15 protein-coding genes and 1 pseudogene are annotated in these 14521 nt (G+C 64.3%); 3 read left to right on the top strand and 13 right to left on the bottom strand.

The genetic code is table 11. From position 1 onward, the window contains the following. Positions 1 to 101: 101 nt before the first annotated feature. The 13 genes and pseudogenes from tolB to B9A15_RS09080 form a co-directional block, all read right to left on the bottom strand. The gene (gene tolB / locus B9A15_RS09140; RefSeq protein ID WP_139798302.1) at positions 102 to 1391 is read right to left on the bottom strand and encodes a Tol-Pal system beta propeller repeat protein TolB; all 1290 of its coding nucleotides are present in this window, start codon (positions 1389 to 1391) and stop codon (positions 102 to 104) included. 115 nt (positions 1392 to 1506) lie between these two features. Then, a complete protein-coding gene (locus tag B9A15_RS09135; RefSeq protein WP_084409746.1) occupies positions 1507 to 2607 on the bottom strand; it encodes a hypothetical protein in 1101 nt (366 codons plus the stop codon). Positions 2608 to 2627: 20 nt separating this feature from the next. Then, on the bottom strand, positions 2628 to 3080 hold the full coding sequence (gene tolR, locus B9A15_RS09130) for a protein TolR (protein ID WP_084409745.1): 453 nt from the start codon (positions 3078 to 3080) through the stop codon (positions 2628 to 2630). Positions 3081 to 3129: 49 nt separating this feature from the next. Next, a complete protein-coding gene (tolQ, locus tag B9A15_RS09125) occupies positions 3130 to 3846 on the bottom strand; it encodes a protein TolQ (protein WP_084409744.1) in 717 nt (238 codons plus the stop codon). Between the two features lie 260 nt (positions 3847 to 4106). After that, positions 4107 to 4778, bottom strand: a complete 672-nt coding sequence (locus B9A15_RS09120) for a nicotinate-nucleotide adenylyltransferase (RefSeq protein WP_342170299.1) — start codon at positions 4776 to 4778, stop codon at positions 4107 to 4109. An 8-nt stretch (positions 4779 to 4786) separates the two neighbouring features. Continuing rightward, on the bottom strand, positions 4787 to 6070 hold the full coding sequence (locus B9A15_RS09115) for a glutamate-5-semialdehyde dehydrogenase (RefSeq protein ID WP_244556874.1): 1284 nt from the start codon (positions 6068 to 6070) through the stop codon (positions 4787 to 4789). 30 nt (positions 6071 to 6100) lie between these two features. Continuing rightward, entirely contained in the window at positions 6101 to 7273 is a 1173-nt protein-coding gene (gene proB / locus B9A15_RS09110; protein ID WP_084409742.1) for a glutamate 5-kinase, read from the bottom strand. Next, positions 7270 to 8364 carry a GTPase ObgE gene (gene obgE / locus B9A15_RS09105; RefSeq protein WP_084409741.1) on the bottom strand — a complete coding sequence of 365 codons (1095 nt, stop codon included), beginning with the start codon at positions 8362 to 8364 and terminating at the stop codon, positions 7270 to 7272. The genes proB and obgE overlap by 4 nt, the downstream gene beginning before the upstream one ends. Before the next feature lie 110 nt (positions 8365 to 8474). Beyond that, positions 8475 to 9044: a DUF3833 family protein gene (locus B9A15_RS09100; RefSeq protein WP_170923220.1), complete on the bottom strand. Its 570-nt coding sequence runs from the start codon at positions 9042 to 9044 to the stop codon at positions 8475 to 8477. Positions 9045 to 9052: 8 nt separating this feature from the next. Further along, positions 9053 to 9616, bottom strand: a complete 564-nt coding sequence (locus tag B9A15_RS09095; protein WP_084409739.1) for a GNAT family N-acetyltransferase — start codon at positions 9614 to 9616, stop codon at positions 9053 to 9055. 142 nt (positions 9617 to 9758) lie between these two features. Next, positions 9759 to 10028 carry a 50S ribosomal protein L27 gene (rpmA, locus tag B9A15_RS09090; protein ID WP_084409738.1) on the bottom strand — a complete coding sequence of 90 codons (270 nt, stop codon included), beginning with the start codon at positions 10026 to 10028 and terminating at the stop codon, positions 9759 to 9761. Positions 10029 to 10152: 124 nt separating this feature from the next. Then, positions 10153 to 10443, bottom strand: a pseudogene (gene rplU / locus B9A15_RS09085) (50S ribosomal protein L21); the annotation flags it as partial. Between the two features lie 480 nt (positions 10444 to 10923). Next, complete coding sequence (locus tag B9A15_RS09080) at positions 10924 to 11265, bottom strand: PepSY domain-containing protein (RefSeq protein WP_084409736.1); 342 nt, start codon at positions 11263 to 11265, stop codon at positions 10924 to 10926. Positions 11266 to 11533: 268 nt separating this feature from the next. Between B9A15_RS09080 and sfsA the strand changes: the two genes are divergently transcribed. The 3 genes from sfsA (at position 11534) to radC (ending at position 13910) form a co-directional block, all read left to right on the top strand. Beyond that, the gene (gene sfsA, locus B9A15_RS09075) at positions 11534 to 12268 is read left to right on the top strand and encodes a DNA/RNA nuclease SfsA (protein ID WP_084409827.1); all 735 of its coding nucleotides are present in this window, start codon (positions 11534 to 11536) and stop codon (positions 12266 to 12268) included. Then, entirely contained in the window at positions 12268 to 13116 is an 849-nt protein-coding gene (gene map / locus B9A15_RS09070) for a type I methionyl aminopeptidase (protein ID WP_084409735.1), read from the top strand. Before sfsA ends, map begins: the two co-directional genes overlap by 1 nt. Positions 13117 to 13199: 83 nt before the next feature. After that, complete coding sequence (gene radC, locus B9A15_RS09065; RefSeq protein WP_244556868.1) at positions 13200 to 13910, top strand: RadC family protein; 711 nt, start codon at positions 13200 to 13202, stop codon at positions 13908 to 13910. The last annotated feature ends 611 nt before the right edge of the window (positions 13911 to 14521 follow it).

Here is a 14521-nt window from a genome sequence, read left to right as displayed (position 1 = left end):
GTGGAGTCGGGCAGGCGATGCAAGTTGGCAACAGCCACTTCGGAATAAGCGGCGAAGCTTGCGCCGGCCTGATGGGACCGGCGCTTTGGTGCCGTCTGACCTCAGCCGAGCAGAGGCGACCAGGCGGGGTCGGAGGCAAAGCCCTGGGTGGGCACACGTTGTTCGTTGCGGCCGGACAGATCGATCGAGAAGAGCTGCGGACCGCCGCCGCCCTTCTGGTCGCGGAAGAACATCAGGACACGGCCATTGGGCGCCCAGGTCGGGCCTTCATTATGAAAGCCGGAGGTCAGGATGCGCTCGCCCGAGCCGTCGGGCCGCATGACGCCGATCTGGAACTGGCCGCCCGACTGTTTGGTGAAGGCGATGAGATCGCCGCGCGGGCTCCAGACCGGGGTCGAATAGGCCCCGTCGCCGAAAGAGATGCGCTGCTGGTTCGAACCGTCGGCATTCATCACATAAAGCTGCTGGCGCCCGCCCCGGTCCGATTCGAAGACGATGCGCTGACCGTCCGGCGAATAGGAGGGCGAGGTGTCGATCGCCGCCGTGTTCGTCAGGCGCGTCGTCGCGCGCGAGCGAAGATCCATCGCATAGATATTGGCATTGCCGTCCTGCTGCAGGCTCATGATGACCTTCTGGCCATCCGGCGAGAAGCGCGGCGAGAAGGTCATGCCGGGGAAATTGCCGACGATCTCCCGCTGACCCGTCTCCAGCTGCAGGAGATAGACCCGCGGCTCGCCATTGCCGAAGGACATATAGGTAATTTCCTGGCGGTTGGGCGAAAAGCGCGGCGTCAGAACGAGGTCTTCGCCTTGCGTCAGATAGCGCATATTGGCGCCGTCCTGATCCATGATGGCGAGGCGCTTGACGCGGTTCGCCTTGTCCCCAGCTTCGGCAACGAAGACGATATGGGTGTCGAAATAGCCCTTCTCGCCGGTGATCTGCTCATAGATCGCATCGGCGATGATATGGGCGATGCGCCGCCAATTGTTGGGATCGGCATAGAATTGCTGACCGTCCATCTGTTGGCCGGCGAAGGTGTCCCAGAGCCGGAATTCGACGCGCAGGCGTCCGTCGGCCTCGGTGGCGACGCGCCCGACGACGAGCGCCTGGGCGTTGATCACGGTCCAGTTCTCGAAGGCGGGCCGATCGTCGGGGGTCAGACCCTTCTGGATAAAGGCCGAGGAGTCGATCGGCGCAAAGAGGCCCGAGCGCTGGAGATCGGCCTTCACGACGTCGGAAATCTGCTTGCCGAGGCCGTTGTCAGAGGCAAAATCGGTGATCGCGATCGGCAGCGGCTCGGCCGTGCCGCCGGTGATGTCGATCGTCACCCGCGCCTCGGCGCCCGCTAAGGGCACGAGAACAAGCGCGGCCGTAAAAAGGATGGCGCGCATGGCTAGGCCAAGCGCGGCGCCGGTCCGCGCGATCATGCGGTTCATGCTGGTTAGGGCGAAATCCATGTCGTCCTGTCCCTTGGGTCTGTGATCCCGCCTCCCCTGAGGCGAGTGTTCAATAAGCCTCGCCGGGCCGGAAATTGAAGGTGAGTTCCGACCAGGCATCATAGGATTGTGCGGACAGCCGATAGCGTCCCTGTTGGGCGCAAATTTGAACCGCGCGCGAGGCGCTCGATTCATAGGCGCGCCGTGTTGCGGCATCGCCGCCCGTCGCGGTCACCCGCGGCCTCGAACGGAGCGAGCCATCCGGCTCCAATTCGAAGGAGACCTCGATGACGATGCCCTCGGCGCCGAAGGAGCCCGACGGCTCGTACCAGCATTCCTTCGTCGCCTTGCGAAGGGCGTCGATCTCGCTCTGGGCAAGCCGCGCGCCCGTCGTCTCGCGCCCACCGAGGCTCGCCGGCTTGTCGGAGCGCCGCGCGCCACCGCCCGACGACTTCTCGCGATTGAGAAGCGCGGCGATCTTGTCGGCGTCGAAATCGCTCTTGTCCGGCGCCTGCGCCTCGGTCTCGCGCGGCTTTTCGGGCTTCTCGCGCGTCTGCGGCTTCGGCTCGGGCTCAGGCCGCGCTTCGGCAACACGCACCGGCTCGGGCGGCTTCGGCTTGATCTTCGGGACCGGCACATTGCGCGGCACCGGCGGTGTCGGATCCGGTTCGGCCTCGGCGATCGCTTCCGTCACCGGATCGGGCGTCGGCTCAGGCTCGGTTTCCGCAACTTCTGGCGCAGGCTCCGGGGTGGGCTCGGGCTCGGGCTCTGCCACCGGTTCAGGTTCAGGCTGCGGCGTCGGCTCGGGCACGGCTTCGGGCGTCGGCGGCGCGACAGGCTCCGGCGGCGCGGAAGCGGCGGCCGTCTGAACCGTTTCGCGGGGGGCCGAGCGGGGCGTCGGCAGAGCGTCGAGATCGACCTCGTTCGCACCGGCGTTTTCCGCCGTCTGATCGGGCTGCGGTGCCTCCTCAGTCGGCTCCGGATTGAAGGTCTCGTCCATCGGCGCATCCTCGGCGCCCGCAACGCTCTGGGAGAACTCCTCGATGGGCACGAGATCGACCGGCAGGCTGTTGTCGATCGCAGACATGGGTTCGGGTCCCGCCAGGGACCACAACCCCCAGGACAGAAGCACCACATGTGCGATCGATGAGACGACGAGGCCGGTCTTCATGAGACCTTTTGATCCAGTCCTTAAGCGTTGCGTTCTTGGTCGGTCACGAGACCGATATTCTTGAAACCGGCGGCCGAAATGCGCGCCATCACCTTCATGACGGTGCCGTAATCGGCCGAGCGGTCGCCGCGCACGAAGATGCGCTCCTGATAGCCGGCCTTGGCGATCGCCTGCAGCTTCGGCACGACCTCCTCGACAGCGATCTCGGTGTCATTGAGAAAGACCGCGCCGGCCTGATCCACCGAAATGGTGATCGGCTGGCTCTCCGAGTTGATCGCCCGCGCTTGCGTCTCCGGCAGCTTGATCGGCACACCGACGGTGAGCATGGGGGCTGCGACCATGAAGATGATGAGCAGAACCAGCATGACGTCGACCATCGGCGTCACGTTAATTTCGCTCATGGGCTGGCGGCGGCGTCCGCGCCGTCTGCGGCGCGAGCCACCCCCTCCCCCTCCTGCGACGGACATGCCCATCGGCTAAGACCTTTCCGATCTGCTGTGCCTGCGGCCGGGCTCCAAGGCCTCAGCGCGCGCTCATCTTCTCGTCGATCTGACGCGACAGGATGGCGGAGAATTCGTCGGCGAAGGATTCGAGCCGCAGCCCGATCTTGCCGGCATCGGCTGAGAGCTTGTTATAGGCGATGACGGCCGGGATCGCGGCGACGAGACCGATGGCGGTCGCCAGAAGTGCCTCGGCGATACCAGGTGCGACGACCGCAAGGCTCGTCTGCTGGGACCCGGCGATCGCCTGGAACGAGGTCATGATGCCGATGACGGTGCCGAACAGCCCAACAAAGGGCGCGGCGGAACCGATGGTCGCCAGGAAGCCGAGCCGCGATTCCAGCTCGTCCATCTCGCGGGCAAGAGTCACGTCCATCGCCTTCTCGATCCGCGCCTGCAGGCCGATCGGCGATCGCGCGCCCTTCTCGAAGCTCTTCTTCCACTCGCGCATCGCCGCGACGAAGAGCGCGCCCATGCCCGTCGGCTTGCGCTCCGACAAGGTCTGATAGAGCTCTTCGAGCGACTGGCCGGACCAGAAATGGCTTTCGAAATTGTTCAGCTGGCGCCGCACCCGGCCATAGCGCAGGCTCTTGTCGATAATGATCGCCCAGGTCCAGACCGATGCGACCACAAGGCCGATCATGACGAGCTTGACGATGAAGCCCGCCTGCCAGAACAACTCCCAAAGCGATATGGTCCCGGCTGAGGCCAGAGACTCCGTGACGACGCCTTCGCCCATCCTAAATACAAACCCCTCGATCGTCGGGTTTTCATGGCCGGCGACGTGGCTCGTCGCTCGATATCCGGCCGAAACGGTCATCGTCCGAACCGGCCAGACGTCGGACAGCCCGAAATCGCCTGCTGCACTGCCGCATGAACCCCTCGCCTTCTGCTTTTCCAACCGAATCCGGTGAAAGAATGGCGAAGGTGGTGTTAAGCTGACGGATCGAAGTCTTCGTATTTTATGGTTTATAGACAGTTAACGTCGCTTCGGGCACGTTAGCCGCCCCTCAGCGCCGTCGAGGAGATCGCCCGGCGCGGCCCGTGGAGAAAGACCCAGGCGGGTGGAGAGCGGCGCGGCAGGGACGCGGCGTCGCGTTCGGGTAGGCGGTAAGCCCCCAGCGCCTGGGCGGCCTTGGCATGGAGCGCGCCAAGGGTCGCGCCGGGCCGGTCGACGATCGCGATGGGGACGGCGTCGGCAATGGCCCGCCAATCCTGCCAGCGATGGAAGCTCGTCAGGCTGTCGGCCCCCATGATCCAGACGAAGGCAAGATCGGGACGACGTGCGACGAGAAGCCGGATCGTATCGGCGGTGTAACGGATGCGCCAGGCGGCTTCGAGCGCGGTCGGACGGTGATGGCGCGCTTTTGCCAGCTCACGAACGGCGGCGAGGCGTTCGGGCAGCGGACGCAGCGCGCCATGATCCTTCAGCGGATTGCCGGGCGTCACCAGCCACCAGACGGCATCGAGCTTCAGGCGCTTTCGAGCGGTCTCGGCAACGAGGAGATGCCCCTCATGGGGTGGATTGAACGAGCCGCCGAACAGACCGATCGCTTGGCCCCGACCGGCGGTGGGCAGACGCAGCGCCTCAGTGGAAAGCGCCGAAGACGGCTTATCCGCCGATGAAGCGCTGAACCCGACGCCGCTCCCCTCGCCGATCAGATCGTTCACATCACCCCTCACGGGCGCGTCTGACCGGTGCCGTGGACGCGGTAGTTGAAGCTCGTCAACTGCTCGACGCCGACCGGCCCGCGCGCATGCATCTTGCCGGTGGCGATGCCGATCTCCCCGCCCATGCCGAATTCGCCGCCATCGGCGAACTGAGTCGAGGCGTTGTGGAGGAGAATGGCGGAATCGATGCCGTTCATGAAGGTCGCCACCGCCGAGGCATCTTCGGCGATGATCGCCTCGGTGTGGTGGGAGGAATGGGCCTCGATATGCTCGACAGCGCCTTCCACTCCGTCGACCAGCGCGACGGAGATGATCGCGTCGAGATATTCGGTGACGAAGTCCTCAGCGCTTGCCCGGCCGGCTTCGGGAACGAAGCTGCGAACCTCCTCGGTCGCGCGGATTTCGCAGCCCTTCTCGGAAAGGGCCTGAAGGATCGAGGCAAGATGGGTGGAGGCCACCTTCCGATCGACGAGGAGCGTCTCGGCCGCGCCGCAGATGCCAGTGCGGCGCATCTTGGAGTTGAGCACGACCTTCACCGCCATATCCAGATCGGCCGAGCCGTCCACATAGACGTGGCAGAGGCCTTCGAGATGGGCAAAGACCGGCACGCGCGCCTCGTCCTGGACACGGGCGACGAGGCTCTTGCCACCGCGCGGCACGATGACGTCGAGATTGCCGGAGAGACCTTTCAGCATCTCGCCGACGGCCGCCCGGTCGGTGGAGGGCACGATCTGGATCGCCGCTTCCGGCAGACCCGCTTCCGCCAGCCCTGCGCGCAAGGCGGCATGGATCGCGGCCGAGGAGCGCGCCGAATCCGAACCGCCGCGCAGGATGACCGCATTGCCGGCTTTCAGGCACAAGACGCCGGCATCGGCGGTGACGTTCGGCCGGCTCTCATAGATGACGCCGATGACGCCGAGCGGGGTGCGGACCCGCTCGATCTTCAGCCCGTTCGGCCGCTCCCAGGCGGCGATGACGGAGCCGACCGGATCGGCGAGGTCGGCGATCGCGCGCACGCCTTCGGCCATGGCGATGATACGGGCCGGATTGAGCGTCAGCCGGTCGATGAAGGAGGCGGCCATGCCGGCCTCCTGGGCTCGCGCCACATCGGCCGCGTTCTCGGCAAGGATCGTGTCGATCGAGGCGAGGATCGCATCGGCCATCTTGTGAAGGGCGATATCCTTCGTCTCAGCTGGGACCGTTGCGAGAATGCGCGCGGCCTCGCGGGCGCGTTTGCCCATCTCGGCCATAAGATGTTCGATCGAAGCTTCGCTGCTTGTGGCCGCCACCATGTCCAACATTCGTCTCGTCCCTGTCCGTCTTCAGCTTGCGGCTTCGCTCGTCCGCTTGTCTTCGCCGTTGTCAGTGCTCGTCTCTGCGCTTGGGCCGACGACCATATCGTCGCGATGTATCATGGCCCGCCGACCCTCGTAACCCAAGGCGCCCTCGATGGCGTCAGAGCGCAAGCCGGCGATGCGGCGCGCCTCCTCCGCGTCATAGGCGACGAGGCCGCAAGCGATTTCCCGCCCGGTTTCGTCCATGATCGAGACCGTATCGCCGCGCCGGAACTCGCCCTTCACCTTGCGCACGCCGGCCGGAAGCAGGCTCTTGCCGGCACTCAAGGCGCGAATGGCGCCGACATCGACGGTAAGCGCGCCGGATGTGTTCAAATGGCCGGCGATCCAGCGCTTGCGCGCCGTCACCGGATTGCCGCTCGCTGTGAAATGGGTCAGCCTCTCGCCGGCCTCGATCGCGGAGAGCGGATAGAGGCGGCTGCCGAGCGTGATGATCATGTCGGTGCCGGAGGATGTCGCGATCTTGGCGGCATCCACTTTCGTCTTCATGCCGCCGCGCGAGAGTTCGGAGCCAGCCGACCCCGCCATCGCCTCGATCGCTGGCGTGATGCGCTCGACGATCGGGATATGTTCGGCGCCAGGGTCCTGAGCGGGCGGAGCCGTATAGAGCCCGTCGACATCCGAGAGAAGGATCAGGAGATCGGCATCGAGCATGGTCGCGACGCGGGCGGCGAGGCGATCATTGTCACCATAGCGGATCTCGCTCGTCGCCACCGTATCGTTCTCGTTTATCACCGGCACGGCGCCGAAGCCGAGCAGGGTCGAGATCGTCGCCCGCGCATTCAGATAGCTGCGGCGATGCTCGGTGTCGTTGAGCGTCAGAAGGATCTGGCCGGTCTCGACGCCATGTCGGCTCAGCATTTCCGAATAGGTGCGCGAGAGGGCGATCTGGCCGACGGCCGCCGCCGCTTGGCTTTCTTCGAGCTTCAAAGGGCCCTGGGGCAGTTTCAGCACCGTCCGGCCAAGGGCGATGGCCCCGGACGAGACGATCAGAACCTCATGCCCGCGCGATGTCAGCCGCGCGACGTCCTCGCACAATGCCTCCAGCCAGACCCGGCGCATCCCCTTTTGGCGGTCGACCAGAAGGGCCGAACCGATCTTGATGGTGATGCGCTTATAGGGGGAGAGATCGAAGCTCACGCCCTTCCCTCGCGCTCGGAGACCTCGCCGTCCTCGTCGTCATCCTCGCCCTTGTCGAGCGGATCGTAGCGACGGTCATCTTCCTCGGCGTCGGGAACGGGCGCCAGATGCGCGATCTCCTGACGAAGGGCGCGAAGCACGTCCTCCAAACCCTCGCGGCTGACGGCGGAGAGCTCCATGATCTCATGGCCGCAGGCTTCTTCGAGTGCCGCGCGCTTGTCCGCCCGCGCTTCCTCATCGGCCGTGTCGATCTGGCTGAGCGCCACGATCTCCGGCTTGTCGATCAGGCCGTGGCCATAGGCGTCGAGCTCGCCGCGCACGGTGCGATAGGCTTTGGCGACGTCTTCCTCGACCGCCGAGACGAGATGGAGAAGCACGCTGGTGCGCTCCACATGGCCCAGGAACCGATCGCCGATGCCAACGCCCTCATGGGCGCCCTCGATGAGGCCCGGAATATCGGCGATGACGAATTCGGCCTCGTCGATCTTGGCGACGCCAAGGCCGGGATGCAGGGTCGTGAAGGGATAGTCGGCGATCTTCGGCCGCGCCCGGGTGACCGTCGCCAGGAAGGTCGATTTGCCGGCATTGGGCAGGCCGACGAGACCGGCATCGGCGATCAGTTTCAATCGCAGCCACAGGGTCAGCTCGGCGCCTTCAAGACCGGGATTGGCGCGGCGCGGCGCCTGATTGACCGAGGATTTGAAATGGGCGTTGCCGAAACCGCCATTGCCGCCGGCGGCGATCTTGTGGCGGTCGCCGATCGCTTTCAAATCGCAGATCAGCGTCTCGTTGTCCTCGGCATAGACTTGCGTGCCGGCAGGCACTTTCAACGTCACGTCTGCGCCATTGGCGCCATGGCGGTTGCGGCCCATGCCGTGGCCGCCGGTCTTGGCCTTGAAATGCTGCTGATAGCGGTAGTCGATCAGGGTGTTGAGGCCGGCGACCGCCTCCACCCAGACATCGCCGCCGCGTCCCCCGTCGCCGCCATCCGGCCCGCCGAATTCGATATATTTCTCGCGGCGGAAGGAGACGCTGCCGGCACCGCCATCGCCCGATCGGATATAGACCTTGGCCTGGTCGAGGAATTTCATCGGTTTTCGTCTTTCGTCTTTGGCTCGGCGGCGGGCTTGCTTTGAGCCCTCTCTATCCGTCCCAGCATCGCTTGAAAACGGAGGAGACGAAATGGGTGGCTGCTCATGCCTTATTTCGGCTTGAAGAAGGTCACCGTCGAGGTCGCCAGAGGATGATAGAATTTCGAGATCGTCACACGGTTCTCGACGGTTCCATCGCCTTGGCGCGTCATGGAATGGTGGAAATGAAGACGCGTGGCCCCGCCTCCCGGCGCGATCCCGTCATAATCGAGAACGAGCCGGTCTTGGGTCGCCCAGCCGGAGACCGGAAAGGCTTGCGACATGACTCCGTCCTCCGCCTGGGTCGACACCGTTCCGGAGATCGTGCCCTTGCGGTCTGCCGAGAGGTCCCAGATCTGCAGCGGCTGGCCATCGGAAAAGCGGAAGGCCTCGCGCAGCTTGAGCCTCGCGTTGCGATAGGTTCCGGTCAGTCGCGCCGTGAAGGATTCAGGGTCCGAGGCGATCTGATCGAGACGGCCACGAGACAACGTCGTTCCATCGAAGAAGGACAGAAGTGTTTCGTCTCGGCCCCCGATCGGCAAAGACTCTGTCGGCTCGGCGTCGAACCGGCCGCGCTCACAGCCGGCGATAAGCGTCAGAGCCAGCGCGCCGCTCCCAAAGAGAAGCGCGCGCCGCGTCACACGATCCCTCACGGCCGCCCCCAGGCGCGGATGGCTTCCCAACAGCGTCGATCCATCGCGTAATGCTCGCTGGCGACCCGGCCCGAGGCGAGCGTCTGCAACATGCCCGGCCCGCAAAAGGGAAAACCGCATTTGCGCAGGACGCGGCGCGAGGCCTCGTTGACCACCCGGCAATCGGCATCGATCCGAGCGAGCTTCAGCGTCTCGAAGCCGTAGTCGATCATCCGCTGGGCGGCTTCCGTGGCATAGCCATGCCCCCAATGGGGCCGGCCGAGCCAGTATCCAAGATCGGCACGCTTTGGACCAATGGCCTTCAGACCAGCAATTCCGATGACGGCATCCGAGCCTTTGAGGACGATCGCAAAGATTCGCTCATCGTCGCGACGCTCGATAAATGCCCGCGCATCGTCGAGCGTATAGGGATACGGGACGCGGGTGAGCATCTTGGCGACGTCGTAATCGGCGAGATAGGCTGCAATCGCCGGAGCGTCCCCCTGTCTCAACGGTCTCAGTCGCAAACGCCGCGTGTCTAACGACTCGTCGACATCATCGGCAGTCAGGTCCTCGGTCATGTCCAAACCCTCCAGGACAAACGAACACAGGGGAGATGGCTGCCCCATCTCCCCTGCAAGTCCGCTCATCGGAGAGTCGCCTTGCGACCTTGATCCTTCGAGCGCCGGGTCGGTGGGACGCCGGCGCTACGAAGGCACCGGTTCACTCGGCGGCTTCTGCTGCTGGCATCACGGAAACATAGGTCCGCTTGTTCGCTTTTTTCTGGAAGGTCACTTTGCCTTCCGAAAGCGCGAAGAGCGTATGATCCTTGCCGATGCCGACATTGACACCGGGATGCCAGCGCGTGCCGCGCTGACGGATGATGATATTGCCGGGAATGACGGCTTCGCCGCCGAACTTCTTCACGCCGAGGCGCTTGGACTCGGAATCGCGACCGTTGCGCGAAGAACCGCCTGCCTTCTTATGTGCCATTTCGAAACTCTCCTTGCCCTTTCAGGCGCGGGGCTCTCAAGGCCCCTTCTCGTCCATCGATGTCTCGCGAACCACCCGTTTTTTGGGCGGCCTCGAGAAGGCTCTTCGTCCTTTAGGCGCCGGCGATCTCGGCGACGCGGATCTTCGTCAGGTCCTGACGATGGCCGCGCGTGCGCTTGGAGTTCTGGCGACGGCGCTTCTTGAAAGAAATCACCTTCTTGCCGCGGGTCTGCTCGACGATCTCCAGCTTGACCGAGGCGCCGCTCACGAAAGGCGCGCCGATCTTGGAGCCGACCATCAACACCTCTTCGAGGGTGACCGTGTCGCCTGCCTCACCGGGAAGGCGCTCCACCAGGAGCACGTCGTCGGCGGCCACGCGATACTGCTTGCCACCGGTCTTAATGACTGCGAACATTCTTTTCTCCGTTCGATCGATCAGCTCTCGCAGCGTCTTCCAGGCGGGAGACACACGGGCCGTCTTCTTGTCAGTCGGGTTGCGGATAGGGCGGATAAGGGCGAGGCCTTCGGCCGCCCAGACTTTCGTCAGAAGGTGCTATAGGCGCGGGTCTTCCTAGCGTCAAGCGAGGCCATGCTTCCAAGACGGCGCGCAGGCGATCGCAGCGCCGCCTCGACAGCCGTCAATCCATTGAACCTGTTTGAAAAATCGGACGCCGACGACACGAGGAAAGCACGGCGAGAATATTGTCACGATTACACTTCAACAACACCGCAGGAGGATGCCGCGAGCGAGTCGGCCAAGATCAATAAGTCAAACAGAGAGGAGGCCGAGCCCTCGCGGACCGACCTTCAAAGACCTCCCTCTTTGATCGTGATGAGGGGGTCTCACCCCTGTCACGCAGTGCCCCGATCATGGGCCGCGAGATAGCCGCCGAGATCAGCGCACTGAGAGCACCTCGCCGCTGCGCCGATCGATATCGACGCGAATATCGTCGCCCCGACGGTCGATGCCGGCGATGCGATAGGCCCGGCGCGTCTTCGTGATGGCATCGACCTCACGAACGCCTTGGCTACGGGCGATGCGCACGGCTTCCCGTTCGCTGAGGCCGTCCGCCCGTATCGCCCTTTCGTCACGCCGATCGATCCGCTCCTCGCGAACATCTTGGTTCGGCACCAGGCGGATGCCATCCCGACCGATCTCGATGCTCTGGGCGTAAGCCGGCGCGGCCAGTCCAAGGGACAAAGCGAGCGCCAGCGCGCTGGTCAGCTTCGAAGTCATGGATTCACTCCCAATTGGCCGCACGAAGACGTCTCCCACCTGGAACGGATCCGGCGGAGAACCTTTTTACGGCGCTGTCCGATATGCGTGCGCGAACAATTGCGTATCGGGGCACAAGTTCCCACAGGATCAAGGCGTTGCCAGTTTTGTGATCGTAACGCCCAGCCCACGAAATCTTCGTCATATCTCTGACGGCGGAACCTTCGACGCTCGCTCCCCGAGCCATGCGCAAATTCCATCCGGGCACCCATTGGGCTATGCCCACGATATGCCCAACTTCCCCACCCCTCTCCTTCCTGCCCGGCTTTTGCGTCGCTACAAGCGCTTCCTCGCCGATGTGGTCCTCGATGAAACCGGCAAGGAGACCACTGCCCATTGCCCCAATCCGGGCGCGATGATGGGGCTGAAGGCGCCCGGCTCTCGCGTCTGGCTGTCGCGTTCGCCCAATCTCAAGCGAAAATTGCCGCTGACCCTCGAGATCGTGGAAGCCGATGGGACGCTGGTCGGGATCAACACGAACCTGCCCAACACACTCGCGGCCGAAGCGATCGAGGCGGGTCTCGTGCCGGCCTTGACGGGGCTCGGCCCACTGCGCCGCGAAGTGAGATATGGCCAATCCTCGCGCATCGACCTTCTCGGCCAAGAGCCAAAGGCCGACGGTGCGGAGACACGCCCCGTCTTTATCGAGGTGAAGAACGTCCATCTCATGCGCGAGCCCGGCTTGGCCGAATTTCCCGATTGCGTGACGGCCCGAGGCGCCAAGCATCTGGCGGAATTGGCCGATCAGGCGGAGGCCGGCGCGCGCGCCATCATGCTCTATATCGTCCAGCGCGGCGACTGTGAGCGCTTATCCTTCGCCGACGATCTGGACCCGGCTTATGCCAAGGCCTTCGCCGCCGCGCGAGCGAGAGGGGTTGAAGCCTATGCGGTTCGGTGCGACATCAACCTCTCTCAGATCATTCCGCGGGTTATGATCCCCGTGATAGAACCGGCAGACGCCTGATGACGACCTATCTCGAAGCCGAAGCAAATCCTGTCCGCAACACCGGCACGATCCGCCTTTACGGCTCTGATGCCTTCGAGGGCATGCGCAAGGCCTGCGCCGTGACGGCCGAGTGTCTCGACGCGCTTGCCGCAATCGTCAAGCCGGGCGTGACGACCCAGGAGATCGACGATTTCGTCTGGGCTTTCGGCGCCGAGCGGGGCGCGGCCCCGGCCACGCTTCATTATCGCGGCTACACCAAGAGCACCTGCACCTCGATCAACCATGTGGTCTGCCACGGCATCCCCAACACCAAGCCGCTGAAGGAAGGCGACATCGTCAATATCGACGTGACCTATGTCGTCGACGGTTGGCACGGCGATTCCTCGCGCATGTATCCGGTGGGTCAGATCAAGCGCGCGGCCGAGCGTCTGTGCGAAGTGACCTACCGGGCTCTTCTTCTCGGCATCGAGGCTGTGAAGCCCGGCGCCCGCCTAGGCGATATCGGCGCCGCGATCCAGACCTATGCGGAAGCGGAGCGCTGCTCCGTCGTGCGCGACTTCTGCGGCCATGGCGTCGGGCGCCTGTTCCATGACGCGCCCAACGTTCTCCATTACGGCAGCTATGGCGAAGGGCTGGAACTCAAACCCGGCATGATCTTCACCATCGAGCCGATGATCAATATCGGCCGGCCCCATGTGAAGATCCTCGCCGATGGATGGACGGCGGTCACCCGCGACCGAAGCCTTTCGGCGCAATATGAGCACACGCTCGCCGTGACCGAGACGGGCTATGAGGTCTTCACCCTCTCGCGCAACGGCCAGGACACGCCAGGGATCAAGGTCCCTGCCCTCGACGTCGCCGCCTGACGGGCCGCGTCGTGGCGGCCGGTCCCGACAAGGGGAAAGAGCGGACAAAGCCCGGCTTCACGGAGACGGAAACGTTTTCGGGCTTGGGCGAAAGGCCGCCAGCGGGCGAGGCCAAGCGCGAAGCACGCCATCATGACGGCCATCGGGACCGGCTGCGCGAGCGCTTCAGCGAGGCCGGCGCCGACGCCCTTGCCGATTACGAGCTTCTCGAACTCATCCTTTTCCGCACCATTCCGAGACGCGACGTCAAGCCGATCGCCAAGGCGCTGATCGCCCGCTTCGGCTCATTGAACGAGGTGCTCGGCGCCCCGCGTCGCCTCCTCATGGAAGTGCCGGGCGTGAAAGACGCGGTCGCGCTGGATCTGACTATCGTCGCGGCGATCAACCGGCGGGCCATGCGCGAAGCGGTCCGGAAACGCGAGGTTCTCTCCTCCTGGGCGGCCGTTCTCGATTATATCACGGCGGCAATGGCCCATGAACCGCGCGAACAATTCCGCATCCTCTTTTTGGACAAGAAGAACGCCCTCATCGCCGACGAGGTGCAGGGCACCGGAACGGTCGACCACACGCCCGTCTATCCGCGCGAGGTCGTCAAACGCGCCTTGGAACTCAACGCCACCGCCCTGATCCTGGTCCATAACCACCCCTCCGGCGACCCCACCCCCTCGCGCGCCGATATCGACATGACCCGGACGATCCAGGAAACTGCGAAACCTCTCGGCATCGCCCTTCATGACCACATCATCATCGGCCGGCACGGCCATGCCAGCCTGCGGGGGCTGAAGCTGATCTGACATCAGCGCCGCTTGGAAGCCTCGCCTGCGAAGGGCGGGCGGAACCAGCGGCGCTCCAGCAAGTCGTTGGACGAGAATCGACCAGAGGGGTCTGTTCGTTCCTCGGCGACAAGGGGCAGTCCCCGTCAGGCGCCATGATAGAGCATCCGGCAGGAAAAGACCGGGTCGGCCGGAGCGGAACGCGAAAACAAATATGTCACCCGTGAAGAATCCCCCGCCGTTTGATTTATAGGGGGTTCTGGGGGCTCTGCAAAATTGGACACCTCCGAAACAGTTCGACCAGATCTCGAAGCGCGGCTGCAATCAGGGCCAAGACTACCTCTTCAACCGCCCCGTCGCCGAGACCGAAATCCCTGCCCTGATCAACGACTATGGCTGCCTGCCAGAGCGATCGGTTGGCAGCGGGGCCGACTGAGACCGCCTGCCCGAAAGCTCGGCGCAGAGACATATCCAATTGGGACGGCGGACGAGGAGCGGACAGGCCGCAGATCCGAAAACGGCCCCGGTCGAAAACCGGAGCCGTTCTTTTCACCAGCCACGCGCTTTGCAGCGACGTCAGCCAAACCGCGTTTCGTCCCTACCCGGTGCCCTTGAGATGATGGAGCACCGGA

Origin of the sequence: Fulvimarina manganoxydans (assembly GCF_900176465.1) — a bacterium.
In the GTDB taxonomy this organism is placed as follows: domain Bacteria; phylum Pseudomonadota; class Alphaproteobacteria; order Rhizobiales; family Rhizobiaceae; genus Fulvimarina; species Fulvimarina manganoxydans.
Note: the sequence above shows the minus strand (reverse complement) of the source record. Positions and strands in the feature narration are given on the sequence as shown.